The organism is Streptomyces sp. NPDC086989 (assembly GCF_044745505.1).
Lineage (GTDB): Bacteria > Actinomycetota > Actinomycetes > Streptomycetales > Streptomycetaceae > Streptomyces.
This window is the reverse complement of record NZ_JBIVAL010000020.1, coordinates 35,788-61,685: the sequence shown is the minus strand read 5'-3', so window position 1 is coordinate 61,685 and position 25,898 is coordinate 35,788. Positions and strand designations below refer to the sequence as shown.

General features: G+C 72.2%; 18 protein-coding genes. 15 read left to right on the top strand and 3 right to left on the bottom strand.

Going from position 1 to position 25,898, the window contains the following annotated elements; translation table 11 throughout:
- The first annotated feature begins 34 nt into the window (after positions 1 to 34).
- Complete coding sequence (gene hflX, locus ACIPK4_RS34565) at positions 35 to 1,540, top strand: GTPase HflX (protein ID WP_402320379.1); 1,506 nt, start codon at positions 35 to 37, stop codon at positions 1,538 to 1,540.
- 157 nt (positions 1,541 to 1,697) lie between these two features.
- Here hflX and ACIPK4_RS34560 read toward each other — a convergent pair whose 3' ends face one another.
- Complete coding sequence (locus ACIPK4_RS34560) at positions 1,698 to 2,876, bottom strand: trypsin-like serine peptidase (RefSeq protein WP_376196433.1); 1,179 nt, start codon at positions 2,874 to 2,876, stop codon at positions 1,698 to 1,700.
- 250 nt (positions 2,877 to 3,126) lie between these two features.
- On the opposite strand from ACIPK4_RS34560, the gene ACIPK4_RS34555 reads away from it, so the two are divergent.
- From ACIPK4_RS34555 to ACIPK4_RS34535, 5 genes are all read left to right on the top strand, one after another.
- Positions 3,127 to 4,602, top strand: a complete 1,476-nt coding sequence (locus ACIPK4_RS34555) for a diaminobutyrate--2-oxoglutarate transaminase family protein (RefSeq protein WP_402320375.1) — start codon at positions 3,127 to 3,129, stop codon at positions 4,600 to 4,602.
- Positions 4,603 to 5,514: 912 nt separating this feature from the next.
- On the top strand, positions 5,515 to 7,407 hold the full coding sequence (locus tag ACIPK4_RS34550) for an IucA/IucC family protein (RefSeq protein WP_402320487.1): 1,893 nt from the start codon (positions 5,515 to 5,517) through the stop codon (positions 7,405 to 7,407).
- Positions 7,408 to 7,413: 6 nt separating this feature from the next.
- A complete protein-coding gene (locus ACIPK4_RS34545) occupies positions 7,414 to 8,169 on the top strand; it encodes a GNAT family N-acetyltransferase (protein ID WP_402320372.1) in 756 nt (251 codons plus the stop codon).
- A 177-nt stretch (positions 8,170 to 8,346) separates the two neighbouring features.
- Positions 8,347 to 10,281, top strand: a complete 1,935-nt coding sequence (locus ACIPK4_RS34540; RefSeq protein ID WP_402320369.1) for an IucA/IucC family protein — start codon at positions 8,347 to 8,349, stop codon at positions 10,279 to 10,281.
- Between the two features lie 52 nt (positions 10,282 to 10,333).
- On the top strand, positions 10,334 to 12,304 hold the full coding sequence (locus ACIPK4_RS34535) for an ATP-dependent DNA helicase (protein WP_402320366.1): 1,971 nt from the start codon (positions 10,334 to 10,336) through the stop codon (positions 12,302 to 12,304).
- Between the two features lie 178 nt (positions 12,305 to 12,482).
- Here the strand turns inward: ACIPK4_RS34535 and lexA are convergent, their stop codons facing one another.
- The gene (gene lexA, locus ACIPK4_RS34530; RefSeq protein ID WP_054227536.1) at positions 12,483 to 13,274 is read right to left on the bottom strand and encodes a transcriptional repressor LexA; all 792 of its coding nucleotides are present in this window, start codon (positions 13,272 to 13,274) and stop codon (positions 12,483 to 12,485) included.
- 472 nt (positions 13,275 to 13,746) lie between these two features.
- On the opposite strand from lexA, the gene nrdR reads away from it, so the two are divergent.
- From nrdR to ACIPK4_RS34495, 7 genes are all read left to right on the top strand, one after another.
- Positions 13,747 to 14,259, top strand: coding sequence for a transcriptional regulator NrdR (gene nrdR, locus ACIPK4_RS34525; RefSeq protein ID WP_402320363.1), 513 nt, complete (start codon positions 13,747 to 13,749; stop codon positions 14,257 to 14,259).
- A gap of 129 nt (positions 14,260 to 14,388) precedes the next feature.
- Positions 14,389 to 17,277, top strand: a complete 2,889-nt coding sequence (locus ACIPK4_RS34520; RefSeq protein WP_402320360.1) for a vitamin B12-dependent ribonucleotide reductase — start codon at positions 14,389 to 14,391, stop codon at positions 17,275 to 17,277.
- A gap of 164 nt (positions 17,278 to 17,441) precedes the next feature.
- Positions 17,442 to 18,281, top strand: coding sequence for an arylamine N-acetyltransferase (locus ACIPK4_RS34515; protein ID WP_402320357.1), 840 nt, complete (start codon positions 17,442 to 17,444; stop codon positions 18,279 to 18,281).
- 32 nt (positions 18,282 to 18,313) lie between these two features.
- Complete coding sequence (locus ACIPK4_RS34510) at positions 18,314 to 18,919, top strand: YdbC family protein (RefSeq protein WP_054227532.1); 606 nt, start codon at positions 18,314 to 18,316, stop codon at positions 18,917 to 18,919.
- 72 nt (positions 18,920 to 18,991) lie between these two features.
- The gene (locus ACIPK4_RS34505) at positions 18,992 to 19,651 is read left to right on the top strand and encodes a histidine phosphatase family protein (protein WP_402320353.1); all 660 of its coding nucleotides are present in this window, start codon (positions 18,992 to 18,994) and stop codon (positions 19,649 to 19,651) included.
- Positions 19,652 to 19,662: 11 nt separating this feature from the next.
- Entirely contained in the window at positions 19,663 to 20,580 is a 918-nt protein-coding gene (locus tag ACIPK4_RS34500) for an ADP-ribosylglycohydrolase family protein (RefSeq protein ID WP_402320350.1), read from the top strand.
- A 319-nt stretch (positions 20,581 to 20,899) separates the two neighbouring features.
- Positions 20,900 to 22,684: a DUF4173 domain-containing protein gene (locus ACIPK4_RS34495; RefSeq protein WP_402320347.1), complete on the top strand. Its 1,785-nt coding sequence runs from the start codon at positions 20,900 to 20,902 to the stop codon at positions 22,682 to 22,684.
- Between the two features lie 118 nt (positions 22,685 to 22,802).
- On the opposite strand, the gene ACIPK4_RS34490 is transcribed toward ACIPK4_RS34495, so the two are convergent.
- Positions 22,803 to 24,371 carry an MFS transporter gene (locus ACIPK4_RS34490; protein ID WP_402320345.1) on the bottom strand — a complete coding sequence of 523 codons (1,569 nt, stop codon included), beginning with the start codon at positions 24,369 to 24,371 and terminating at the stop codon, positions 22,803 to 22,805.
- Between the two features lie 127 nt (positions 24,372 to 24,498).
- Between ACIPK4_RS34490 and ACIPK4_RS34485 the strand changes: the two genes are divergently transcribed.
- Together ACIPK4_RS34485 and ACIPK4_RS34480 are read left to right on the top strand one after the other, a co-directional pair.
- Positions 24,499 to 25,101 (top strand): TetR/AcrR family transcriptional regulator, encoded by a 603-nt coding sequence (locus tag ACIPK4_RS34485; protein ID WP_402320342.1) that lies wholly within the window; start codon positions 24,499 to 24,501, stop codon positions 25,099 to 25,101.
- 69 nt (positions 25,102 to 25,170) lie between these two features.
- Positions 25,171 to 25,881 carry a ribonuclease HII gene (locus tag ACIPK4_RS34480; protein ID WP_402320339.1) on the top strand — a complete coding sequence of 237 codons (711 nt, stop codon included), beginning with the start codon at positions 25,171 to 25,173 and terminating at the stop codon, positions 25,879 to 25,881.
- Positions 25,882 to 25,898 lie beyond the last annotated feature (17 nt).

The window sequence follows — 25,898 nt, the reverse complement described above, 5'->3', positions numbered from 1 at the left end:
ACGCGGCCGCATTCGATATCGACGTAAGGATCCAATGACCTCCTCTTCTTCCCCTTCCCAGGACGCGCGGGACGCACGGGACGTGCAGGACTCGCAGAGCTTCACCGAGAGCCTCCGGGCCGACGCCCTGATGGAAGAGGACGTCGCCTGGAGCCACGAGGTCGACGGAGACCGCGACGGCGATCAGTTCGAGCGCTCCGAGCGCGCCGCACTGCGCCGTGTGGCCGGCCTCTCCACCGAGCTCGAAGACGTCACCGAGGTCGAGTACCGGCAGCTGCGCCTGGAGCGCGTCGTGCTGGTGGGCGTCTGGACCTCCGGAACGGTGCAGGACGCCGAGAACTCCCTCGCGGAGCTCGCGGCCCTCGCCGAGACGGCGGGCGCCCTCGTGCTCGACGGCGTCATCCAGCGCCGTGACAAGCCGGACCCGGCCACCTTCATCGGCTCGGGCAAGGCCCGCGAACTGCGCGACATCGTCGTCGAGACCGGCGCCGACACCGTCGTCTGCGACGGTGAGCTCAGCCCCGGCCAGCTCATCGCCCTCGAGGACGTCGTCAAGGTCAAGGTGGTCGACCGGACCGCCCTGATCCTCGACATCTTCGCCCAGCACGCCAAGTCCCGGGAGGGCAAGGCACAGGTCGCCCTCGCGCAGATGCAGTACATGCTGCCGCGCCTGCGCGGCTGGGGTCAGTCGCTGTCCCGGCAGATGGGCGGCGGCGGCGGTGGCGGCATGGCCACCCGAGGCCCCGGTGAGACCAAGATCGAGACCGACCGGCGCCGGATCCGCGAGAAGATGGCGAAGATGCGCCGGGAGATCGCGGACATGAAGACCGGCCGCGACATCAAGCGGCAGGAACGGCGCCGCAACAAGGTGCCCTCGGTCGCCATCGCCGGATACACCAACGCCGGCAAGTCCTCGCTGCTCAACCGCCTCACGGGCGCGGGCGTGCTGGTGGAGAACGCACTGTTCGCCACCCTCGACCCGACCGTGCGCCGGGCCGAGACGCCCAGCGGGCGGATCTACACCCTGGCCGACACGGTCGGCTTCGTCCGGCACCTGCCCCACCACCTGGTCGAGGCGTTCCGCTCCACGATGGAGGAGGTCGGCGACTCCGACCTCATCCTGCACATCGTGGACGGCTCGCACCCGGCCCCGGAGGAGCAGCTGGCGGCCGTGCGCGAGGTCATCCGCGAGGTCGGCGCGGTCAACGTGCCCGAGATCGTGGTGATCAACAAGGCCGACGCCGCGGATCCGCTCGTACTCCAGCGGCTGCTGCGGATCGAGCGGCACTCCATCGCCGTCTCGGCGCGCACGGGGCAGGGCATCGAGGAGCTCCTCGGGCTCATCGACACCGAACTGCCGCGCCCCGAGGTCGAGGTCGAGGCCCTCGTGCCGTACACGCACGGCTCGCTCGTCGCCCGGGCACACGCCGAAGGCGAGGTGATCTCCGAGGAGCACACCCCGGAGGGCACCCTGCTGAAGGCGCGGGTCCACCAGGAACTCGCGGCGGACCTGGCGCCGTACGTGCCGGCGAAGCGGTGACGCACGACGCCGGCGAGCGGTGACGCAGGACGCCGGCGAGCGGTGACGCACGACGCCGGCGAAGCGGTGACACACGGAGCCGGCGAAGCGTGGCGCGCGACGCTCCGGAAAGACCGAGGGCCCCCTGCACGCAGGGGGCCCTCGGTCATGCAGGGGCCTACTTGAACTTGGCGCTCACCGCGTCGAAGACGCCCTTGGCCTCCGGGCCCAGCCGGGGCCCGGCCAGCCAGCCCGCCTTGGCGGGGCCGATCGAGGTGTTCGACACCAGCGCCGGCTTGCCGTCACTGCCCGTGGCCACCCAGCCGCCGCCGGACGAGCCGCCGGTCATGGTGCAGCCGATGCGGTACATCACCGGCGCGTTCGCGGCCAGCGACAGCCGGCCCGGCTTGTCGGAGCACTGGAAGGCCTTCTGCCCGTCGAACGGGGCCGCCGCCGGGTAGCCCGTCGCCGTGATGCCCGCGACCTTCGGTACCGCCGGCGCGTTGAACTCCACGGGGAGCGCCGAACCGACCGTCTCCTCCAGGGACTTGCCGGTGCTCTTCTCCGGCGTCACGTGCAGGACGGCGAAGTCGTAGGGGGCACCCGCGCCACCGGTCGGGCCGCCGTTCGCGATCCACTGGTCGGAGGTCTGCGCCCAGTCGCTCCACCACACGCCGTACGGGGCCACCTGGTCGCGCGGGGCGCCCTTGAGCTGGGCCGCCGGCCTGCCCGCGTTGTTGTACGACGGGACGAAGGCGATGTTGCGGTACCAGCCGCCGGACTTGCCCGCGTGCACGCAGTGACCGGCCGTCCAGACCATGTTGGACTTGCCCGGGTGGGCCGGGTCCTTGACCACGGTCGCCGAGCAGACCATCGAGCCCTCGGGGCCGTCGAAGAACACCTTGCCGGACACCGGAACGCTCGTGTGGTACGGCGCGGTGGCGGCCTTGGCCTGCACCGGAGCCGGGGTCGGGTCCGTGACGCCCTGGTCCTTGCCGGCGTCCGGGTCGACCGCCGGGGACTGCGGGGTCTTGTCGGCCTCACGCATCCGGTCCGGGTCCCACAGGCCGTCGATTATCGGGTTGATGTAGTCGCCCGCCTCGCGCAGCCAGTCCTCCCGCTTCCAGTTCTTCCACGCACCCCCCTTCCACTTCTCCATGTCGATGCCGTGCTGCTTGAGCTTCTCCTTGAGCTGGTCCGGGATCTTGATCGTCCCGTCGTCCCCGGTGGGGAGGCTCACCGCCGCGGTCGGCTTGGCGTCGCCGCCGGCCTCCCCGTCGCCGGGTCCGCAGGCCGCGGCGGTCAGGGCGAGTGCCGCCGCGCACAGGATCGCGGTGACCGGTCGGTTCGGTCGCATGTCGTGAATCCCCCTGGTGATTCTGGGCGTCAGACGCGGTGCAGTTGAGGTACACGGGACACGCGAGGTGCGTGCCGCCGAGTGCAGCACCCCACTATGCCGCTGTGGTTGGGGACGGCACAGCCCGGGGCCGCGGTTCCGGAACCGGAGGAAGCCGCGCACTCGGGAGCAGAACAAGGATCTTGGGTCCACCCGTGATCCGCCGCCGTCACCGTCGTTGGTACGTACGGGGGATGGGGGAGCAGCGTTCATGTTCGAGGCGCAATCCGGTGGAGCAGTCCGTGCGGGAGGTCCGACAGTCGTGGCTTTGACCGAGCAGGGCGCGGCCGCCGCGCCGGTTCCGCCGCCGGGCGCGCAGGCCCCTCTGGTTCCGGCTCAGGGGGGCAGGGGAGCGGAGTCCGGCGGGCCGGCCGGCGGGGCCGGGGCGTCCGGGGCGGAGGGCATCCTGCGCCGCCAGGCGATGCGCGAGTCCGCCGCCCGTACGTACGCGCGCTCGCTGCCCATCGTCCCCGTGCGCGCCCGGGGCCTGACCATCGAGGGCGCTGACGGGCGGCGCTACCTGGACTGCCTCTCCGGAGCCGGCACCCTCGCCCTGGGGCACAACCACCCGGTGGTGCTGGAAGCCGTCCGGGGCGTCCTCGACTCCGGGGCGCCGTTGCACGTCCTGGACCTCGCGACGCCGGTCAAGGACGCCTTCACCACCGAGCTGTTCGCCTGCCTCCCGCCGGAACTGGCCGCCGACGCCCGCATCCAGTTCTGCGGGCCCGCCGGCACGGACGCGGTGGAGGCCGCGCTCAAGCTGGTCCGCACCGCCACCGGGCGGGCGGGGCTGCTGGCCTTCACCGGGGCCTACCACGGGATGACCGCAGGTGCGCTGGGCGCCTCGGGCGGAGCACCGGACGTACGGGTGACCCGGCTGCCGTTCCCGCAGGACCACCGCTGCCCGTTCGGGGTCGGCGGCCCCGAGGGCGCCCGGCTGGGGGCCCGTTGGACCGAGAGCCTGCTGGACGACCCCAAGGGCGGGGTGCCGACGCCCGCCGCGATGATCGTCGAGCCGGTGCAGGGCGAGGGCGGGGTCCTGCCGGCCCCGGACGCATGGCTGCGCCGGATGCGCGAGATCACCGAGGCCCGGGAGATCCCGCTGATCGCCGACGAGGTCCAGACCGGCGTCGGCCGCACCGGCGCCTTCTGGGGCGTCGACCACGCCGGGGTGGTGCCGGACGTGATGGTCCTGTCCAAGGCCATCGGCGGCAGCCTCCCGCTGGCGGTGATCGTGTACCGGTCGGACCTGGACGTCTGGGCCCCGGGGGCCCACGCCGGGACCTTCCGGGGCAACCAGCTGGCGATGGCGGCCGGGACGGCGACCCTCGCCCACGTGCGGAAGAACCGTCTCGCCGAGCGCGCCGGAGCCCTGGGCGAGCGGATGCTGACGGCGCTCCGCGGCCTGGCCGCCGCCCACCCGTGCATCGGGGACGTCCGGGGCCGCGGCCTGATGATCGGCGTCGAACTCGTCGACCCCGACACCGGCGCGGCGGCGCAGGCCCTGGCCGCCGCCGTGCGCCAGGAGTGCCTGGACCGCGGCCTGATCGTCGAACTCGGCGGCCGCCACTCCAGCGTCGTGCGCCTCCTGCCCCCGCTGACCATCACCGACGAACAGGCCTCCGCCGTGCTCGACCGGCTGGCCGACGCCATCCCCGCCGCCGCCTCAGCCTGCCGGCCCCACTGACTGCAAGGACCCGCGATGCCCGACTCCCAGCACCCCGCCACCCACGCCCCGACCACTCCGTGGCGGGAGGCCGGAACCCCGCCCCCCACCCCCGGGGGCCCGGCCCGGACCAGCGGTACCGACCCCCAGGCCAAGCCCGACGGCCCGGACAGAACCACCCCGCACCCCGAAGCCCCCGCCGGCCCCGGCAGGACCGCCCGCGCCCCCGAGCAGAAACCCCCCTGGACGCCCCCCGCCACGGACAGCGCCGCCCGAAGCGCCGCCCCCGACTCCGGGATCACCCGGAACCCGGAGCCCGGATCCCCCGGCCCCGCCGGTCTCGGCGGGACCGCCCGGAACGCCCCGGACGCGGGAACTGCCGTCTCGGGCCTCCCCGGCCCAGCAACGCCGTGGCCGCCCGCCGAGCCCCCGCAGCCGGAACCGAAGGCCATGGACTCCGCCCCGGCCGGCGCACCCGCCCCCAGGCCCGGCACGGCCCCCACCGGCCCCGCTGATCCCACACCGCAGCCGGAACCGGCGGGCCCCGGCCCGGCCGGCCCCTGGCTGCCCGCCGGTACCGGCAGCGCCACGAGCCCCGCAACGGCTCCCGCGCCCGGCGGCGCGGCCGCGCAGCCGCAGGCGGCGGGCTCCGCGCAGGCACCGCCGCCCCCGCCGGGCCCCGGCTCGGCCGACCACGGACTCGGGGGGACCACGCCCGAGCCGGAGCTCCCGCCCGGCGCAGGGGGGCACCACGAGACGGAGGCGGGATCCGCCCCGGACCCGCAGGCGGCGCCCTTGCAGGCCCTCGGCGGCGGCGAGGAGCCGCCCGGCGCGACGGGCGCGACGGGTGAGACGGGTGAGACGGGCACGGCAGGTGCCGCCGGGGCGGCCTTCGTCCCGCAACAGCCCGTCGAGGAGGTCGGCCAAGGCGACCTGGCGGTATCCGGTCCCGGTGCGGCGGCGGGTCCGGCAGAGGGCGGGGCAGCGGGCCCGGAAGCGGGCGGGCCCACCGTCCCGCGGCAGAAGGACGGCACGCTCCGGTCCCGGGTCGGCTCAGCCGGTCCGGCCGGACCCGAACCGGCACTGCTGCCCGACCTGTTGGACCACCCCGACCCGGCCGTCGCCGCCGAGGCCGCGACCGTGGAGAACCTGCTGCGGTGCTGGGTCCGCGAAAGCGGCATCGGCCGTCCCGACGGGCCCGTCGGGACCCTCCTGCGCATCCCCCTCCCCGCATCCGGCACCGCACTGCTCGTCGCCGTCCGCCATTGGTCCCCCGCCGGCTGGCACCGCTTCGCCCCCGCCCGGCTCGAAGGCGCGCCCGCACACGCCCCGGCGCTGGACGCCGTCACCCTCGCCTCGCTCCTCGCCCGCGAGGGCGACAACTCCGGCCGCGGCGCAGCCGATCTCGTCGGCCGGGTCGCCGACTCCGTCCGCCGCACGACCGAGTTCATCGCCGACCGGCGCGAGCGGCCCACCCCGCCCGAACCCGTCGCCGGTGACCTCTTCCTCACCGCCGAACAGTCCCTCCTCCTCGGTCACCCCCTCCAACCGGACCCGAAGAGCCGCGAAGGACTCTCCGAGGCCGAGGTACGCCGGTACTCACCCGAACTCCACGGCTCCTTCCCCCTGCACTGGTTCGCCATCGCCCCGTCCGCCCTCGCCACCGACTCCGCCTGGACCGAACGCGGCCGCCCCGTCTCCGCCGCCCGGCTCCTGGGCCGGCTCGTCCCCGGGCTACCGCTGCCCGACGGCGCGACCCCCCTTCCCCTGCACCCGTGGCAGGCCCGCGACCTGCTCCAGCGTCCCGGCGTCGCCGCCCTCCGCGACGCCGGACTCCTGCACGACCTGGGCCCGTACGGCGAGCCCTGGTACCCCACCTCCTCCGTCCGCACCGTCCACCGCCCCGGCGCACCCGCGATGCTCAAGCTCTCCCTGGGCCTGCGCATCACCAACTCCCGCCGCGAGAACCTCCGCAAGGAACTCCACCGTGGCGTCGAGGTGCACCGACTGCTCCGCACCGGCCTCGCGGAACAGTGGCAGGCGGCCCACCCCGGCTTCGACATCGTGCGCGACCCAGCCTGGATCGCCGTCGACGCCCCGGACGGAACCCCCGTCCCCGGCCTCGACACCGTCCTGCGACACAACCCCTTCCGCTTCCACGACGACGCCGTCTGCATCGCCGCACTCACCGCGCCCCGCCCGTGGCCGGGCCGGACCGGTATGCGCTCCCGGCTCGCCGAGACCGTCTCCCGGCTCGCCGCCACCACCGGACGCCCGACCTCCGCCGTCGCGGCCGAGTGGTTCCTGCGCTACCTCGAACACGTCGTCCTGCCGGTCCTCGCCTTCGACGCGCTCGCCGGCATCGCCCTCGAAGCGCACCAGCAGAACACACTGGTCCTCCTCGACCCGGCCGGCTGGCCGGTCGGCGGCCGCTACCGCGACAACCAGGGCTACTACTTCCGCGCCTCCCGCCGCGCGGAACTGGAGCGCCGGCTCCCGGGCATCGGCAGCGCCAGCGACACCTTCGTCTCCGACGCCGTCACCGACGAACGCTTCGCCTACTACCTCGGGATCAACAACGTGTTCGGCCTCGTCGGCGCCTTCGGGTCCCAGCGGCTCGCCGACGAGCGCGTCCTGCTCGCCGGCTTCCGCCGGTTCCTCGGCAAAGCCTCCGGACTTGGACCGCTTCCCGCACGGCTGCTCGACTCACCCACCCTGCGCTGCAAGGCGAACCTGCTCACCCGCCTGGGCGGCCTCGACGAGCTCGTCGGCCCCGTGGACTCCCAGTCCGTCTACGTCACCCTCACCAACCCCCTCCACGATTGAGTGCCGATGCCCTTCACCGACACCTCCACCGCCCCGGTCGACTTCGTGGCCGTCGCTCCCAAGAGAAAGAGCAAGAGCAAGAGCAAGGCCAAGGCCGCTGCCACCGCCACGGTCACCGCCACCGGGGTCATCGGCACCCGTATCCCCGGACGACGGCTCACCGCCGGGCTGCTTCCCCTGCTCGCCGAGGCCGAACTGCTCGACTCCCCGGCCGGATGGGGCCCCGCCGCCACCGCAGCAGGAGCCTTCCGACTCGAACCCGTACGGCTCGGCCGCCACCTGGAGCTGCTGACCGGCTGGATGAACGACCCCGAAGTCGCCGCTTACTGGGAGCTCGCGGGACCTGCCGCCGTCACCGCCGCCCACGTACGGGCCCAGCTCGACGGGAACGGCCACAGCATCCCCTGCCTCGGCCTCCTCGACGGCACCCCGATGAGCTACTGGGAGATCTACCGGGCCGACCTCGACCCGCTCTCCCGCCACTACCCGGCGCGCCCCCACGACACCGGTATCCACCTGCTCATCGGAGACGGCACGAACCGCGGCCGCGGTCTGGGCACCATCCTGCTGCGCGCCGTCGCCGACCTGGTGCTCGACAACCGCCCCCGCTGCACGCGCGTCCTCGCCGAACCGGACATCCGCAACACCCCCTCCGTCTCAGCCTTCCTCAACTCCGGATTCCGCTGCTCCGCCGAGATCGACCTTCCCGGGAAGCGTGCCGCCCTGATGATCCGGGAGCGGGCGCTGCGCAATCTGCTCTGAACCGCCGCCCCGCGTGCCCGGAACCCGCCGCCGCACCCACCCGCATCCGGCCCGGCCCGGCTCCCCTCCCCTCTGTCCACTTCGCCTTCCACCCCTCCCCCTTCAGGCCTCGCGTTCACGCCTCACCCTTCGAAAACTCTGCGTCGCGCAGCAAAGTTCCCGATCTTGAGGAGTCCCGTGCCGAATTTCCCCGCCACCCCCGACTCCACTGGTACCCCCTACTCGGACGCTGCCGTTCCGCTGTCCCCGCAACACCCCTGCACTCCGCCCGAACTCAACACCGCCACCTGGGAAGGGGCCGCCCGCCGCCTGCTGGCCAAAATGCTCGGCGAGTTCGCCTACGAGGAGATCCTCAGTCCCGCCCCGGCCGGCAGCGCCTCCGCGACGTCCACCGGGAGCGCTTCCACCGGCAGCAGCGCCGCCACCGCGACCGCCGACTCCACCGGCGGCGCCTGGCAGCTGACCCTCGACGACGGCAGCAGCCTCGGCTTCCGGGCCCGCCGACGCGCGTACGGCAGCTGGCACGTCGCCCCCGACACCATCACGCTCACCCCGCCGCCCCCGTCGACGGAGCCGCCGACCGCGTTCTCGGACCCGTACGCCTTCCTCGTCCGCAGCCGCACCCTCCTCGGCCTCGACGGTGCCACCCTCGGCCACCTGGTGCGCGAGCTCAGCGCCACCCTCGCCGCCGACGCCCGCATCGACCACACCGCGCTCACCGCCGACGTCCTCGCCGACCTCGACCACGCCGAGCTCGAAGGCCACCAGACCGGCCATCCCTGGCTCGTCCTCAACAAGGGCCGCCTGGGACTGTCCGCCGCCGACACCGCGGCCTGGGCCCCCGAAGCCCGCACCCGCCAGCGGCTGCCCTGGCTCGCCGTCCACGTCTCCCTCGCGGCCTACCGCGGCACGGCCGGCCTGGAGGACCCGGCGCGGCTCTACGCCCAGGAGCTCGACCCCGTCACCCGGGACGTCTTCGACCGGACCCTGCGGGCCCGTGGCCTCGATCCGCTCGGTTATCTCTACCTCCCGGTCCACCCCTGGCAGTGGGACGAGATCGTGCTCCCGCTGTTCGCACCCGCCCTGGCGTCCGGCGCCCTGGTCCCGCTCCCCGCGGACCCCGACATACGCATCCCGCAGCAGTCCGTCCGCACCTTCCTCAACCTCACCCGGCCGGACCGGCACAGCGTCAAACTGCCGCTCTCCGTCTTCAACACCCTGGTCTGGCGGGGTCTGCCCTCCGACCAGTCCGCCGCCGCGCCCGCCGTCACCTCCTGGATCCGGTCCCTGCACGACGCCGATCCCTTCCTCCGCGAGGAGTGCGCGGTCGTCCTCCTCGGCGAGGTCGCCTCGGTCACCGTCCGCCATTCCGTCTACGACGAGCTCCCCGAGGCCCCGTACCAGTACAAGGAGCTCCTGGGGGCGATCTGGCGCGAACCCCTGACCGGCCGGCTCGCCCCCGGGGAGCGGGCCCGCACCCTCGCCTCCCTCCTCCACGTCGACCCGCGCGGCCGGTCCTTCACCGCCGAGCTGGTCGCCCGGTCCGGGCTGGCGCCGACCAGCTGGCTGCAGCGGCTCTTCGGCGCCCTGCTGCCCCCGCTGCTCCACTTCCTCTACCGCTACGGCACCGTCTTCTCCCCGCACGGCGAGAACACCACCGTGATCTTCGACGAGCAGGACGTCCCGGTCCGGCTCGCCCTCAAGGACTTCGTGGGCGAGGTCAACATCTGCCGCGAGCCGCTGCCGGAGCTCGCCTCCGTGCCCGCGGAGGTACGCGCCGCACTGCGCGACAAGCCGGCGGACTTCCTGCCCCAGTACATCCACTCCGGTCTCTTCGTCGGGGTCTTCCGCTACCTGTCCGCCCTGTGCGAGGACCGCCTCGGTGTCCCGGAGGACGAGTTCTGGTCGCTCGTACGGGCGGAGATCCTGCGCCACCAGGCCCGCTTTCCCGAGCTCAAGGAGCGCTACGAGCTCTTCGACCTGCTCGGTGAGCGCATCGGCAGGCTCTGCCTGAACCGGAACCGGTTGTACGAGGACGGCTACCGCGACCGACCCGACCGCCCGCACGCCGTGGAGTACGGCACCGTGCCCAACCCCCTGTACCGGCCGTGAACCGTCGTCGTGGCGATCGCTGTCGGTGGCGACCCGTAGGGTTGGGAGTGCTATGACGAAGCCCTCCCTCACCGACCTGCTGCATGCCGCCGTCTCCGCCGTCGGCGGCACGGAGCGGCCCGGCCAGGTGTCCATGGCCGAAGCCGTCGCCGAAGCGATCGACGACAACACGCACCGGCTGATCCAGGCAGGCACCGGCACCGGTAAGTCCCTCGGCTACCTGGTGCCGGCCCTGGCACACGGCGAGCGCGTGGTCGTGGCCACCGCCACCCTCGCCCTCCAGCGGCAGCTCGTCGAGCGCGACCTGCCCCGGACGGTGGACGCGCTGCATCCGCAGCTGCGCCGCCGCCCGCAGTTCGCCATGCTCAAGGGCCGGTCCAACTATCTGTGCCTGCACCGGCTGCACGAGGGAGCGCCGCAGGACGAGGAGGAGGGCCTCTTCGACCAGTTCGAGGCGGCCGCCCCCACCAGCAAGCTCGGCCAGGACCTGCTGCGCCTGCGCGACTGGGCCGACGAGACCGAGACCGGCGACCGTGACGATCTGACGCCCGGCGTCTCGGACAAGGCCTGGTCACAGATCTCCGTCTCCTCCCGGGAGTGCCTGGGCGCGACGAAGTGCGCGTACGGCGCCGAGTGCTTCGCCGAGGCCGCCCGCGAGCGGGCCAAGCTCGCCGACGTGGTCGTCACCAACCACGCGCTGCTGGCCATCGACGCGATCGAGGGCGCCCCGGTGCTGCCGCAGCACGAGGTGCTGATCGTGGACGAGGCGCACGAGCTGGTCTCCCGGGTGACGGGGGTCGCCACCGGCGAGCTCACCCCGGGCCAGGTCAACCGCGCCGTGAAGCGAGCGGCCAAGCTGGTCGACGAGAAGACCGCGGACGCGCTCCAGACCGCGTCCGAGTCGTTCGAGCGGGTCATGGAGCTGGCCCTTCCGGGCCGGCTGGAGCAGGTCCCCGAGGACCTCGGGTACGCGCTGGCGGCCCTGCGGGATGCCGCCCGCAACGTCATCTCGGCGATCGGCGCGACCCGCGACAAGTCCGTCCACGACGAGGACGCCGTCCGCAAGCAGGCCCTGGCCGCGGTCGAGAGCGTCCACGGCGTGGCCGAGCGGATCCTGCTCGGCTCCGAGTACGACGTCGTCTGGTACGAGCGGCACGACCGCTTCGGGGCCACGCTCCGGGTCGCTCCGCTGTCGGTGTCCGGGCTGCTGCGCGAGAAGCTGTTCGAGGACCGCTCGGTGGTCCTGACCTCGGCGACGCTCAAGCTGGGCGGCGATTTCAACGGAGTGGCGGCCTCGCTGGGCCTGTCCCCGGAGGGGGTCGAGGGGGAGGACGCGCCGGTCTGGAAGGGCCTGGACGTCGGCTCGCCCTTCGACTACCCCAAGCAGGGCATCCTCTACGTGGCGAAGCACCTGGCGACGCCAGGCCGTGAGGGCACCCGCGGCGACATGATGGACGAGCTCGCCGAGCTGATCGAGGCGGCCGGCGGCCGCACCCTCGGACTGTTCTCCTCCATGCGGGGCGCCAAGACGGCCGCCGAGGAACTGCGCGGCCGGCTCGACAACCCGATCCTGCTCCAGGGCGAGGAGACGCTGGGCGAGCTGATCAAGGCGTTCGCGGCGGACCCGAAGACCTGCCTGTTCGGAACGCTGTCGCTCTGGCAGGGCGTGGACGTGCCCGGTCCCAGCTGCCAGCTGGTGGTCATGGACAGGATCCCGTTCCCGCGCCCCGACGACCCGCTGATGAGCGCCCGGCAGAAGTCGGTCGAGGAGCACGGCGGCAACGGGTTCATGGCCGTCGCGGCCACGCACGCCGCCCTGCTGATGGCCCAGGGAGCGGGCCGTCTCGTCCGGGCCGGCGGCGACCGGGGTGTCGTCGCCGTCCTGGACCCCCGGCTGGCCACGGCCCGGTACGGGAGCTTCCTGCGGGCCACGCTGCCGGACTTCTGGTACACCACGGACCGCAACCAGGCGCGGCGCTCGTTGGCGGCGATCGACGCGGCCGCGCAGGCGGACGGCAAATAGCCCACCTTTGGGTTTCCCCCCAGGGGGGTAAACCCAAAGAGCCCCTGCCGTCGAGTGCGGGCAGGGGCTGGGCCGGGGCCTGGCCAGACCTAAGGGTGGGCGGGCGGCCGAGCGGCAGAGGGAAACAGCAGCTCCGGGACCGGCGCAGTGGGTCCCGGAGCCGGATGGGGGCGCCGGGTCAGACGCGGCGCAGTACGGCGACGACCTTGCCGAGGATCGTCGCCTCGTCGCCGGGGATCGGCTGGTAGGCGGCGTTGTGCGGGAGCAGCCACACATGGCCGTCCTCCCGCTTGAAGCGCTTGACGGTGGCCTCGCCGTCGAGCATCGCGGCCACGATGTCCCCGTTCTCCGCGACCGGCTGGCGACGGACCGTGACCCAGTCGCCGTCGCAGATGGCGGCTTCGATCATCGAGTCGCCGACGACCTTGAGGACGAACAGTTCGCCGTCACCGACCAGCTGGCGGGGGAGCGGGAACACGTCCTCCACCGACTCCTCGGCGAGGATGGGTCCGCCGGCGGCGATCCGGCCGACCAGGGGAACGTACGAGGCGGCGGGCTTGCCGGTGGTGTCCGTGGGCTGCGAGCTGGGCTGGTCGGAGCCGCGTACCTCGTACGCCCGGGGGCGGTGCGGGTCGCGGCGGAGGAAGCCCTTGCGCTCCAGGGCCATGAGCTGGTGGGCGACCGACGACGTGCTGGAGAGGCCGACCGCCTGGCCGATCTCCCGCATCGACGGCGGGTAGCCCCGCCGCTGCACGGAGTCGCGAATGACCTCGATGACCCTCCGCTGCCGGTCCGTGAGGCCGGAGCTGTCGGCGCGAATGCCTGGAGGTCGCCCTGGAAGGGAGCGAGCGGGGCGCGCGGGCTCCGCCTCCTGGTTCAGACTTGCGTCGTTCATGGGATGCACCGGCTCGAGTCGGCTCTGGGAGCGGTTCTGGGCAGTGATGGTGGCACTGTCTGCGGTGGTGGTCACGTCGGCGGCCCCTCTCGAAATGTTCTCCCTAGCTGGACAACGGTAGTTGCTTTCGAAAGGTTGCGCCAAACACACGTTCGAGTGAAAAATCGCAGATCGCCCACCGCGGTCACATCAAGAGGTGTATGGACGATCGGTCCGCCGAACGCGGGTTCGGTCCCGCATCCGCTGTTTACGGTACCCTTCCCGGTCGGATCGCCGCCTTCCGGTCCTGTGCCCAGTGTGGCACCGGGAAGGCCTCGGCCCGGTCATCGGGCGGGGCGACACGCGGAACGAAGCAAATCCACCACAACCCAAGATCTAGTGGTTGGATGAGCGCTGCCGCCCAGAAGTTGTGGTCCTCGGTCTTCCGAGGTCCTCGGCATCGCATATGCTGGTGGCTGCTTCGCAAGCCCCCGACGTAGACCCGTCTCCGTCGTTCAGGGGCCTCGCGAGGTGATTCAGTCGTGCCAAGAGGGAGGGTGAGGGAACCATGCACTGCCCCTTCTGCAGGCACCCTGACAGCCGCGTCGTCGACAGCCGCACCACGGACGACGGCACGTCGATCCGTCGGCGCCGTCAGTGCCCCGACTGCTCCCGTCGCTTCACGACGGTGGAGACGGCCTCGCTGATGGTGATCAAGCGCAGCGGGGTGACCGAACCCTTCAGCCGGACCAAGGTCATCTCCGGCGTGCGCAAGGCGTGCCAGGGGCGGCCGGTCACCGAGGACGCCCTCGCCAAGCTCGGCCAGCGGGTCGAGGAGGCGGTGCGCGCCACCGGAAGCGCCGAGCTGACCACCCATGACGTGGGTCTGGCCATACTCGGCCCGTTGCAGGAGCTCGACCTGGTCGCGTACCTCCGGTTCGCGTCCGTTTACAAGGCGTTCGACACGCTCGAAGACTTCGAGACCGCCATCGCGGAACTCCGCGTGCCACGGACTCACCCCGAAGAGTGCGAGCCCCGCGGGACCGGTGCGGTCCCCGTGCCCGCCTCCGCCGCCGACTGACCGTCCGGCCGCAGTGCAGCGCGGCCGCCCGGGCAGCTCAGGTGAAGACACGTAGATACAAGTCAGACCGTGCCGCGGAATAACGCTGGCACTTTAGGGCGTTTTTGCCCGCATATGGGAGGAAGCGGCATGACAGAGACGGCGAGCGGCTCGGCACGAGGTTCCCGCGCCAAGGGGACCAAGACTGCCAAGAGCGGCCTTCGGATCGAGCGCATCCACACCACCCCCGGCGTGCACCCGTACGACGAGGTGAGCTGGGAGCGTCGTGACGTCGTCATGACCAACTGGCGCGACGGTTCGGTGAACTTCGAGCAGCGCGGCGTCGAGTTCCCCGACTTCTGGTCGGTGAACGCGGTCAACATCGTCACCAGCAAGTACTTCCGCGGCGCGGTCGGCACCCCGCAGCGCGAGACCGGTCTGAAGCAGCTCATCGACCGCATCGTGAAGACGTACACGAAGGCCGGCGAGGACCACGACTACTTCGCGTCCCCCGCCGACGCGGAGATCTTCGAGCACGAGCTGACCTACGCCCTCCTGCACCAGATCTTCAGCTTCAACTCGCCGGTGTGGTTCAACGTCGGCACGCCCCAGCCGCAGCAGGTCTCCGCCTGCTTCATCCTGTCGGTCGACGACTCCATGGAGTCGATCCTCGACTGGTACAAGGAAGAGGGCATGATCTTCAAGGGCGGCTCCGGCGCCGGCCTGAACCTCTCCCGCATCCGCTCCTCCAAGGAGCTCCTCTCCTCCGGCGGCAACGCCTCCGGTCCGGTCTCCTTCATGCGCGGCGCCGACGCGTCCGCCGGAACGATCAAGTCGGGCGGCGCCACCCGCCGCGCGGCCAAGATGGTCGTCCTGGACGTGGACCACCCGGACGTCGAGGCCTTCATCGAGACCAAGGTGAAGGAAGAGGAGAAGATCCGCGCCCTGCGTGACGCGGGCTTCGACATGGACCTGGGCGGCGACGACATCACGTCCGTCCAGTACCAGAACGCCAACAACTCCGTCCGTGTGAACGACGAGTTCATGACGGCCGTCGAGAACGGCACCGAGTTCGGTCTGCGTGCCCGCATGACCGGCGAGGTCATCGAGAAGGTCGACGCCAAGGCGCTCTTCCGCAAGCTCGCCGAGGCCGCGTGGGCCTGCGCCGACCCGGGCATCCAGTACGACGGTGTGATCAACAACTGGCACACCTGCCCCGAGTCCGGCCGCATCACCGCGTCCAACCCCTGCAGCGAGTACATGCACCTGGACAACACGTCCTGCAACCTCGCCTCGCTGAACCTGATGAAGTTCCTGAACGACGACGGCAAGGGCAACCAGTCCTTCGACGCGGAGCGCTTCTCCAAGGTCGTCGAGCTCGTCATCACCGCGATGGACATCTCGATCTGCTTCGCGGACTTCCCGACGCAGAAGATCGGCGAGAACACCCGCGCCTTCCGCCAGCTGGGCATCGGCTATGCCAACCTCGGCGCCCTCCTGATGGCGACCGGGCACGCCTACGACTCGGACGGCGGCCGCACCCTCGCCGCGTCGATCACCTCGCTGATGACCGGCACCGCGTACAAGCGCTCCGCCGAGCTGGCCGCCATCGTCGGCCCGTACGACGGCTACGCCCGCAACGCCGAGGCGCACAAGCGCGTCATGAAGCAGCACGCCGACGCCAACGCCGTCGCGCCGCGCACCGACGACCTGGACAACTCGATCTGGGCCGCGGCCACCGAGGCGTGGCAGGACGTCCTGCGCCTCGGCGAGAAGAACGGCTTCCGCAACTCCCAGGCCTCCGTCCTCGCGCCGACCGGCACCATCGGTCTCGCGATGTCCTGCGACACCACCGGTGTCGAGCCGGACCTGGCCCTGGTCAAGTTCAAGAAGCTCGTCGGCGGCGGCTCGATGCAGATCGTCAACGGCACCGTCCCGCAGGCCCTGCGCCGCCTGGGCTACCAGGAGGAGCAGATCGAGGCGATCGTCGCCCACATCGCCGAGCACGGCGTGGTGGTCGACGCCCCGGGCCTGAAGGCCGAGCACTACTCGATCTTCGACTGCGCCATGGGCGAGCGCGCCATCTCCCCGATGGGCCACGTCCGGATGATGGCCGCGATCCAGCCGTGGATCTCCGGCGCGATCTCGAAGACGGTCAACATGCCGGAGTCGGCGACCGTCGAGGAGATCGAGGAGATCTACTTCGAGGCGTGGAAGATGGGCGTCAAGGCGCTCGCGATCTACCGCGACAACTGCAAGGTCGGCCAGCCCCTCTCCGCGAAGAAGAAGGAAGAGGAGAAGGAGGAGGTCACCGCCAAGGCGGAGGACACCATCCGCGCCGCGGTCGAGAAGGTCATCGAGTACCGCCCGGTCCGCAAGCGCCTCCCCAAGGGCCGCCCGGGCATCACCACCTCCTTCACGGTCGGTGGCGCCGAGGGCTACATGACCGCGAACTCCTACCCGGACGACGGCCTGGGCGAGGTCTTCCTGAAGATGTCCAAGCAGGGTTCGACCCTCGCGGGCATGATGGACGCCTTCTCGATCGCCGTCTCGGTCGGTCTGCAGTACGGCGTCCCGCTGGAGACGTACGTCTCGAAGTTCACGAACATGCGCTTCGAGCCGGCCGGCATGACGGACGACCCGGACGTGCGGATGGCACAGTCGATCGTCGACTACATCTTCCGCCGCCTGGCGCTGGACTTCCTGCCCTTCGAGACCCGCTCGGCGCTCGGCATCCACACCGCCGAGGAGCGTCAGCGCCACCTCGACACCGGTTCGTACGAGCCGCTGGAGGAGGACCTCGACACGGAGTCCCTCGCCCAGTCCGCCCCGCTGGCCGCCGTCCCGGCTGCCCCCAAGCCGGTCGCGGTCGTCGAGGTCCAGGCCCCGAAGACGGCGCACTCGAACGCCGAACTGGTCGAGATGCAGCTCGGCGTCTCCGCCGACGCCCCGCTCTGCTTCTCCTGCGGTACCAAGATGCAGCGCGCAGGCTCCTGCTACATCTGCGAGGGCTGCGGCTCGACCAGCGGCTGCAGCTGACACCGGGCGTAGCCCGCACAAGTAGCTGACCAGCAGTTCACGAAGGGGACCGGCCGATGCCGGTCCCCTTCGTCGTGGGGTTGGCGCGCGGTGCCGCCGTGGTGATCATTGGGCGGAGCGGGGCCGGTGGGCGTCCGCGGACCGGTGAGCGGGAGCGGGGAGACATGTGGAGCGGTGACCAGCTGGATCTGGATGCCTATCTGGAACGGATCGGCTACGAGGGGCCCGTCGGGGAGGACGGGGAACTCCGGGCGGACCTCGGGACGTTGTACGCAGTGCACCGGGCCCACACCGATGCCATCGCCTTCGAGAACCTGGACGTGCTGCTCGGTCGCCCCGTCGAGCTCGGCGTCAAGGCCCTGGAGGACAAGCTCGTGCACGGCCGCCGCGGCGGGTACTGCTACGAGCAGAACTCGCTGCTGGCCGCCGCCCTGGAGCGGATCGGCTTCGAGGTCTGCGGTCGCGGCGCCCGCAACCGCACCCGGGGCGACTCCCTGCTCGCGGTGACGCACGCCGTACTCGTCGTCACCGTCGAGGGCGAACGCTGGCTCTGCGACGCCGGGTTCGGCCACCAGGGGCCGCGCGAGCCCGTCCCGCTGGCGCGGCCCGGAACCGAAGTGGTCCAGGGGGAGTGGTCCTACGCCGTCCGGGAGGAGGGCGAGGGGATCCTGGCGCTGAGCATGCTGCGCGAGGGCGCCTGGCGGGACCTGTACGCGTTCTCCCCGCAGCGCTACCACCCCGTCGACTACGTACTGCTCAACCACTACAGCTCCACCCACCCCCGCTCCGCCTTCGTCGGACGGATCGTCGTCCAGCACCCGGGCGCTCCCGTCCGCAGGGCGCTCGTGGGGCGGGAGTTCACCCGCCTGCACTCCGACGGGCGGGTGGAGCGGCACTCCGTGGACCCCGACGGGCTGCTCGCGCTGCTCGACCGGGAGTTCGGGCTTCGGCTGTCCGGGCGGGATGCGGAGGTACTGGTGCGGATCAACCGCGCTGGGGACTGACCGGGGCCGCGCCGGGCCCGTACGATGGCGCGGTGCTGGTCAAGTGGATTCGCTGCACGGTGACGGACCGACGCGGGTTCGAGCGCGGGCAGCGCAAATGGGCGGGGCTGCCTGGCGAGCCGGGATTCCGGGGACAGGGCGGCGGTTGGAGCCGGGGGCGTCAGGGGGTCGCGCATGTCTTCGCGTTCTGGGAGAGCCGTTCCTTCTACGACTCCTTCATGGCCCGGTCGCACGACCGGCTGGCCGCGTCCCAGGCCGGCACCTACACCAATGCGCGGGTCACGCTCTTCGACCACCGCTTCGACGTGAAGACCGGCTTCGAGCCGCGGTTCACCGACGCGGACGTCGTACGCGTGGCCCACACACGGGTCCGGGAGGGGCGCGTGGACCACTTCGCCCTCATGCAGGAGAAGGTGTGGAACCCGGCCATGGCCGGTTCGCCGGGAATGATCCGGGGCCTCTTCGGAGAGGCCCCCGGGCGGGAGTTCCTGGTGCTGTCGATGTGGCACGCCGCCGGCGAGCACGGCAAATACCGCCAGGAGCGGGTCGAGCGGCTCTCGCTGCGCGCCCAGACCGAGGCCGACGTGGAAGCCCTCACCGGTGACGTCGTCGACCTCGAACCCGCCTGGACGGTATGACCGTACGACGAACGACCGGTCGACCGGCGAGCCCGGGTGACCTGCTCGCCGGTGGCCGAATAGGGTCGTGGAATGGCACGACCACGGCGCATCGTCCTTGTCCGGCACGGAGAATCGGAGGGCAATGCCGATGACACGGTGTACGAACGGGAGCCCGACCACGCCCTGCGGCTGACCCCCCAGGGGCGCGAACAGGCCGCGGAGGCCGGCGTACGGCTGCGCGAGCTGTTCGGCGAGGAGTCGATCAGCGCGTACGTCTCCCCGTACCGCCGGACCCTCCAGACCTTCCGGGAGCTCCGGCTGGATCCGGGGCGGGTCCGGATGCGCGAGGAGCCGAGGCTGCGCGAGCAGGACTGGGGGAACTGGCAGGACCGGGACGACGTACGGCTGCAGAAGGCGTACCGCGACGCGTACGGGCACTTCTTCTACCGCTTCGCGCAGGGCGAATCGGGGGCGGACGTGTACGACCGCGTCGGCTCCTTCCTGGAAAGCCTGTACCGCAGCTTCGAGGCCCCGGACCACCCGCCGAACGTGCTGCTCGTGACGCACGGGCTGACCATGCGGCTGTTCTGCATGCGCTGGTTCCACTGGTCGGTGGCCGAGTTCGAGGCCCTGTCCAACCCAGGGAACGGCGAATTCCGGGTGCTCCTGCTGGGACCGGACGGCCGGTACCGCATGGACCGCCCGTTTGAGCGGTGGACCACACCTGAGCCTTATGACCTGGACGGCTAGAGTGGCCCGGGATGACCGCTGACTCCTCTTCCGAAAGGCGCTACGCACGCGCCATGGCCAGCCTGCGCGGGCTGGCTCTGGGTGACGCCCTGGGCTCCCAGTACTTCGTCCCCGTGAACTACCCCCTCCTCAAGCGCCGCGAGCTGCCCGCGGGCACCGGGACCTGGCAGTGGACCGACGACACCGAGATGGCCTGCTCCGTCGTCGCCGTCCTCGCCGCACACGGACGCATCGACCAGGACGCCCTGGCGAGCTCCTTCGCCCACCACCACGATTTCGACCGCGGTTACGGGCCCGCCGTGAACCGGATGCTCCGCCTCGTCCGGGAGGGCGAGGACTGGCGCACGCTGGCCGCCGAACTGTTCAACGGGCAGGGCTCGTGGGGCAACGGCGCGGCCATGCGCATCGCACCGCTGGGCGCCTGGTACGCAGACGACCCGGAGCAGGCCATCCACCAGGCGGAGATCTCCGCCTACACCACCCACCAGCACCGCGAGGCGGTCTGCGGAGCGATGGCCGTCGCCGCGGCAGCCAGCCTGGCGGCGGCTCCGGCCGGTCCGCCGAAGGCCGCGGACCTGCTGGACGGCGTGATCGCCCTGGTGCCGCGCAGCGCCGTGGGCGCGGGACTGCGGCGCGCGCGGGACATGCTGGACTACGGCGACGCGACGACGGTCGCGGCGGTGCTGGGCTGCGGGCGGCGCACCAGCGCCCATGACACCGTGCCGTTCGCCCTGTGGTCGGCGGCGCGGTCGCTGGAGGACTTCGAGCGGGCGTTCTGGACCACCGCGCAGGTGGGCGGGGACGTCGACACCACCTGCGCGATCGTCGGCGGGGTGCTGGGGGCGCGTGGCGACGCGGTGCTGCCCGCGGCCTGGCTGGCCCGTACGGAGGCCCTGCCGGCCTGGCTGCCGGAGACGGCGGCGCACTAGCCGACGGTCGGCAACCGGCGGTCCACGTCTGGCGGCCCGGCGGTGGACGTCTGGCGGCCCGGCGGTCGACGGCCGACCGGGGGGTCTGGCGGCCCGACGGGTCCACGTCTGGCGGCCCGGCGGTCGACGGCCGACCGAGGGGTCTGCCGGCCGGGCGAGCGGGCGTCCCCCCATCGGGCGACATGCCCCGTTCCGATTGTCACGGTCCTGCCACAGGGGCTCGTCCGGTATGGCTGAAGCCGCACGTCACGGGCCTACCCTGTCCGCTTCGCCGTCTCCGTCGTGACGACGGGGGCGGCCGACAGGGGAGGGGAACCCGATGTCAGAAAACTCCGACGGCGCGCGCGGGGACGCGACCGGGGACTCGCCGCGGCCGACGCCGGCAACGGGCGGGCCCGCCACCAAGGCCACAGCTGACACACCTGCCGCACCTGACACCCGCGCCGCAACCGCGGGTGCGACTGCAGACCCGCCTGCAGACCCGCCCGCAGGCCCGGCCGCGGAGGCCGACGCACAGGCCGTCCCGAAGGCGCCGACCGGCTGGGACCCCAAAGCGTGGGAGGCCTATCAAGTCCGGCAGCAGCGGGCCAAGTCCGGGGCCTGGTCCATCGCACCGGTCGCGTGGGCCGAAGCGGCCCGCCCCGCCCGGGCGGCGCCCGTGCCCACCGCCGTCCTGCTCTGCGCCGTCGCCGCCGGCCTCGCCGCGGCCCTCTTCCTCGGCGACGGCCTCGGCCCCGGTCTGCTGCTCGCCGTCGTTCCCGCCATCGCCGCCGCGTACGCCGCCGCCCGGGCCGCCCGGCGCACCGCCCGCCCCTGGACCGTGGCCTGGGCGATTGGCTGCGTCGCGCTGCTCGCCGTACCCGCGCTGCGCGACGCCGGCTGGCCGTCCGCCCTCGCGCTGCTCGCCGCCGTCCTGCTCGGCGCGCTGGCCCTGCACGGCAGCCGCACCTGGCCCGGCGTCCTGCTGAGCCCGCTCGGCTTCGTCGACGCCGGGGTGCTCGGGATCCGCTGGGCCTGGAGCGGGCTGCGCTCGCGCGGCAGCGGGGTCGACCGCGACCGCTGGGTGCCCGTCGCCAAGGCCGCTGTGGTGGCCGTCGTGCTGCTGGTGCTCTTCGGCGCCCTGTTCGCGTCCGCCGACGCCGCCTTCGCGGATCTGCTGGGCGGGCTCACCCCCGATGTCTCCGTGGGCGACGGCCCGCTGCGCCTCGTGCTCTTCCTGCTCGGCGCCGTGCTCGCGCTCGCCGCCGCGCGCGCCGCCGCCGCGCCCTCGCGCTGGGACCGGATCCGGGTGAGGCCCGGCAAGCCGCGCTCCCGTGTCGAATGGGCCCTGCCGCTGGTCGTGCTCGACCTGCTCTTTGCCGGCTTCAACACCGTCCAGCTGGCCGTCCTGTTCGGCGGCTACGACAAGGTCCTGGAGAGCACCGGGCTCACCCACTCCCAGTACGCCCGCCAGGGCTTCTGGCAGTTGCTCTGGGCCACGCTGCTGACCCTTGCCGTGATCGCGCTCGCCCTGCGCTGGGCCCCGCGCTCAGGCGCCGGCGACCGGCGGTTCGTCCGCGTCGTCCTGGGCACGCTGTGCGCCCTGACCCTGGTCGTCGTCGCCTCCGCGCTGCGCCGGATGGACCTGTACGTGGAGGCGTACGGGCTGACGCGGCTACGCGTGTCGGTGGCCGCGATGGAGCTCTGGCTCGGACTGGTCATCGTGCTGATCATGGCTGCCGGCGTGTTCGGCGCCCGCTGGCTGCCGCGGGCCGTCGCCGGGAGCGCGGCCGCCGCCGTCCTGGCGTTCGGGCTGCTGTCCCCGGACGGGATGGTCGCGGAGAGGAACGTGGCCCGCTTCGAGCAGGCGGGCAAGATCGACCTGGCCTACTTCCAGTCCCTGTCCGCGGACGCCGTGCCCGCGCTGGACCGGCTGCCCGAACCCCGCCGCTCCTGCGCCCTGCGCGGGATCAACAACGAGCTGTCGAAGGGCGGCCGGCTGCCGTGGTACGCGATGAGCCTCGGCGAGTACCGGGCCCGGCAGATCCTCCGTGAGCGTCCGGTGACCGCCTCGTACGAGGTCTGCCGTGACCTCGGGACCTTCGCCACGCGCAGCATCGGGTAGCCCGGGCGCGGATCCCCTGGGGACTCCGTACGAAGGACCGGATCCCGTGGGCACTCCGTACGGGGCCCGGCGCGCGTAAGGTGACCGCGCGCCCGGGCCCCCGCACGCCCCACAGGGCTCAGGCCGCCGGACCCGCCTGCGCGGCCGCGCCGCTCAGAGCCTCCAGGTCGCTCTTGCGGACCCGGATGACCAGCAGTGCGGTGGCCAGGGAGATCCCGGCCATGGCCACGCCCGCCAGGAACGCGGTGGACATCCCCTGGGTGAGGACGAGATCGCCCCACGGGTCGGGCAGCCTCCCGGTCTCCTTGAACGCCGCCAGCTGACCGGGGTCCGCGTGGGCCAGGAAGTCCGGGACCTGCTTCTCGCCCTCGTTGCGGCTGGCCGTGCCGAAGACGGTGACCAGGATCGACAGGCCGAGCGCGCCGCCGACCTGCTGGCTGGCGTTGAGCAGCCCGGACGCCGCCCCCGCCTCCCGCTGTGCGACCCCGGAGACGGCGGTGAGGGTGAGGGTCACGAAGTTCAGCCCCATGCCGAAGCCGAAGAGCAGCATCGGTCCGAGGACCCCCGAGACGTACGAGCTGTCGGTGCGGATGAGGGTCAGCCAGGCCAGCCCGGTGCCGGTGAGGGCGGATCCGGTGACCATGAACGGCTTGGGGCCGAAGCGCGGCAGGAACCGCTGCGAGAGACCGGCGGCGGTGACGATCGCGACGGTCACGGGCAGGAAGCCGAGCCCGGACCGGATGGGGGAGAAGTCCAGCACGTTCTGGACGAACTGGACGATGAAGAAGAACATGCCGAACATCGCGGCGGCGAGGCCGAGCATGATCAGGTACGTGCCGGCACGGTTGCGGTCGGCGAACATCCGCAGCGGGACGATCGGCTCGTGCGCCCGCGACTCGACGGCCGCGAACAGCGCGAGGAGGAGGACGGCCGCCGCGAACGAGGCGAGGGTGAGCCCGTCGAGCCAGCCGTCCTCGGAGGCGCGGATGAAGCCGTAGACGAGCGAGGCCATGCCGCCCGTGGAGGTGAGGGCCCCGGCGATGTCGAAGCGCCCCGGATGGCGCGAGGACTCGGTGATGTAGAGCGGGGTGAGCACGGCGATCAGGAGCCCGATCGGCACGTTCACGAACAGCACCCAGCGCCAGTCGAGCCATTCGGTCAGCATGCCGCCCGCCAGCAGACCGATCGCGCCGCCGCCCGCGGAGACGGCGGCGAACACCCCGAACGCCCGGTTGCGCTCGGGGCCTTCGGCGAAGGTCGTGGTGATCAGGGCCAGCGAGGTCGGCGAGGCGATCGCGCCGCCGACCCCCTGGAGGGCCCGGGCGGCCAGCAGCTGCCAGGGCTCCTGGGCGAAACCGCCGAGGAGGGAGGCCAGGGTGAAGAGCAGGATTCCGGTCAGGAACACCCGGCGTCGGCCGAGGATGTCGCCGGCCCGCCCGCCGAGGAGCAGGAGGCCGCCGAAGGCCAGGGTGTACGCGCTGATCACCCAGGACAGGTCGGTGGTGGAGAAGGACAGGGCGGTCTGGATGTGCGGGAGTGCGATGTTCACGATCGTGGCGTCGAGGACGACCATCAGCTGGCAGGCGGCGATGACCGTGAGTGCCACGCCGGGGCGCCCTTCCCGGCGGGCAGCGCCCGGTATCCGGGGCGTGGCGAGTTGAGAACCTTTCACCGTGGAACCCCCCATAGTGAAATAGTGAACGTATTCGTTCACTGCGCGTCCACGGTAGGAGGCCCCTGATAGTGAACGCAACCGTTCACTAGGGCTGGAATTGCGTGCGAGGGGCGCGTGAGTCGGTCGGAGGTCAGGGGTGATGGCGGGTTCGCGCTGGTCGGCGACGTCACCGGGGCGCAGGCGGGGGCCGGAACTCGAACGGGCGATTCTCGACGCGGCTTTGGAGCAGCTGAGCACCGTCGGGTGGAACGCGTTCACCATGGAGGGGGTCGCGGCCTGCGCGCACACCGGCAAGGCGGCGGTGTACCGGCGTTGGGCCTCGAAGGCGGACCTGGTGGCCGAGGTGCTGCGCACCGGGCTGCCGCCCATCGGTGACATCCCCGATGGCGGATCGGTCCGGGAGGACTTGTTCCGGTTGTGTGTGCGGATGCGGGACGTGATGGAGTCGCGCGCCGGTCAGGCCCTGCGTGCGGTCCTTCACGAGTGCGACCATGCCCACGCGGGGTGGTTCCACGACGTCGTCCGGGCCGGGCTGCACGACCCTGCCCATCAGCTGATCAGGGAGCTTGTGGAGCGCGGGATCGAGCGGGGTGACGTGCGCGTGGATGCGACGAGTCCGTTCGTGGCCGACGTCATTCCGGCGATCATGATGTACCGCGCAAAGGTGTGCGGCAGCGAATGGACGGATCCGGACCTCGCGGAAATGATCGACCGGGTGATGGTGCCGCTGCTCAGGGCGTGAGGCGCGGTACGGCCTCCGCCCGGGCCGGGGTGTGCAGGCGGCGCGGGGCGGCGTACCCTTGCTGGCGCCATGCCGTACGAAGCACCCACCCACACCGTCGAACGCTCCCTCCGTGCAACCACCGGCGCCAAGGTCATCGCCGGGGTCGACGAAGTCGGACGAGGGGCCTGGGCCGGTCCGGTCACCGTGTGCGCGGCGATCACCGGACTGCGCCGGCCGCCGGCAGGTCTCACCGACTCCAAACTGCTCACCCAGAAGCGACGTGACGCGCTCCTCGACGTCCTGGAGGCCTGGGTCACCGCGTACGCCCTGGGTCACGCCTCCTCGGAGGAGATCGACGAACTCGGGATGACGGCCGCGCTGCGGCTCGCAGCGGAGCGCGCCCTGGGGGCGCTGCCCGTGCGGCCCGACGCGGTGATCCTCGACGGCAAGCACGACTACCTCGGCGCGCCCTGGCGGGTGCGTACGGTGATCAAGGGCGACCAGTCCTGCGTCGCCGTCGCCGCGGCCTCGGTGATCGCCAAGGTCAGACGCGACCGGATGATGGCCGACCTCGGTCAACGCGGCGGCGGGTACGCGGACTTCGCCTTCGGTGACAACGCCGGATACCCCTCGCCCGTGCACCGGGCCGCGCTCGAGGAACTGGGGCCCACCCCGTACCACCGGCTCTCGTGGTCGTACCTCGACGCGCTGCCCCGGTGGCGCCACCTCAAGAAGGTGCGGCGCAGCGAGGAAGCGGTGGAGCTGGAAAACGGAGGCCAACTCGGCTTCGATTTCTGATCGCGCCCACGTGCCAC

Excerpts from the sequence above, each read along its gene's own strand:
- ACIPK4_RS34560 (WP_376196433.1), bottom strand. The coding sequence starts at position 2,876 with ATGCGACCGAACCGACCGGTCACCGCGATCCTGTGCGCGGCGGCACTC.
- ACIPK4_RS34480 (WP_402320339.1), top strand. The coding sequence starts at position 25,171 with ATGCCGTACGAAGCACCCACCCACACCGTCGAACGCTCCCTCCGTGCA.
- ACIPK4_RS34555 (WP_402320375.1), top strand. The coding sequence starts at position 3,127 with ATGTTCGAGGCGCAATCCGGTGGAGCAGTCCGTGCGGGAGGTCCGACA.
- ACIPK4_RS34485 (WP_402320342.1), top strand. The coding sequence starts at position 24,499 with ATGGCGGGTTCGCGCTGGTCGGCGACGTCACCGGGGCGCAGGCGGGGG.
- ACIPK4_RS34495 (WP_402320347.1), top strand. The coding sequence starts at position 20,900 with ATGTCAGAAAACTCCGACGGCGCGCGCGGGGACGCGACCGGGGACTCG.
- ACIPK4_RS34520 (WP_402320360.1), top strand. The coding sequence starts at position 14,389 with ATGACAGAGACGGCGAGCGGCTCGGCACGAGGTTCCCGCGCCAAGGGG.
- ACIPK4_RS34490 (WP_402320345.1), bottom strand. The coding sequence starts at position 24,371 with ATGGGGGGTTCCACGGTGAAAGGTTCTCAACTCGCCACGCCCCGGATA.
- nrdR (WP_402320363.1), top strand. The coding sequence starts at position 13,747 with ATGCACTGCCCCTTCTGCAGGCACCCTGACAGCCGCGTCGTCGACAGC.
- ACIPK4_RS34500 (WP_402320350.1), top strand. The coding sequence starts at position 19,663 with ATGACCGCTGACTCCTCTTCCGAAAGGCGCTACGCACGCGCCATGGCC.
- hflX (WP_402320379.1), top strand. The coding sequence starts at position 35 with ATGACCTCCTCTTCTTCCCCTTCCCAGGACGCGCGGGACGCACGGGAC.
- ACIPK4_RS34535 (WP_402320366.1), top strand. The coding sequence starts at position 10,334 with ATGACGAAGCCCTCCCTCACCGACCTGCTGCATGCCGCCGTCTCCGCC.
- ACIPK4_RS34505 (WP_402320353.1), top strand. The coding sequence starts at position 18,992 with ATGGCACGACCACGGCGCATCGTCCTTGTCCGGCACGGAGAATCGGAG.
- ACIPK4_RS34545 (WP_402320372.1), top strand. The coding sequence starts at position 7,414 with ATGCCCTTCACCGACACCTCCACCGCCCCGGTCGACTTCGTGGCCGTC.
- ACIPK4_RS34515 (WP_402320357.1), top strand. The coding sequence starts at position 17,442 with ATGTGGAGCGGTGACCAGCTGGATCTGGATGCCTATCTGGAACGGATC.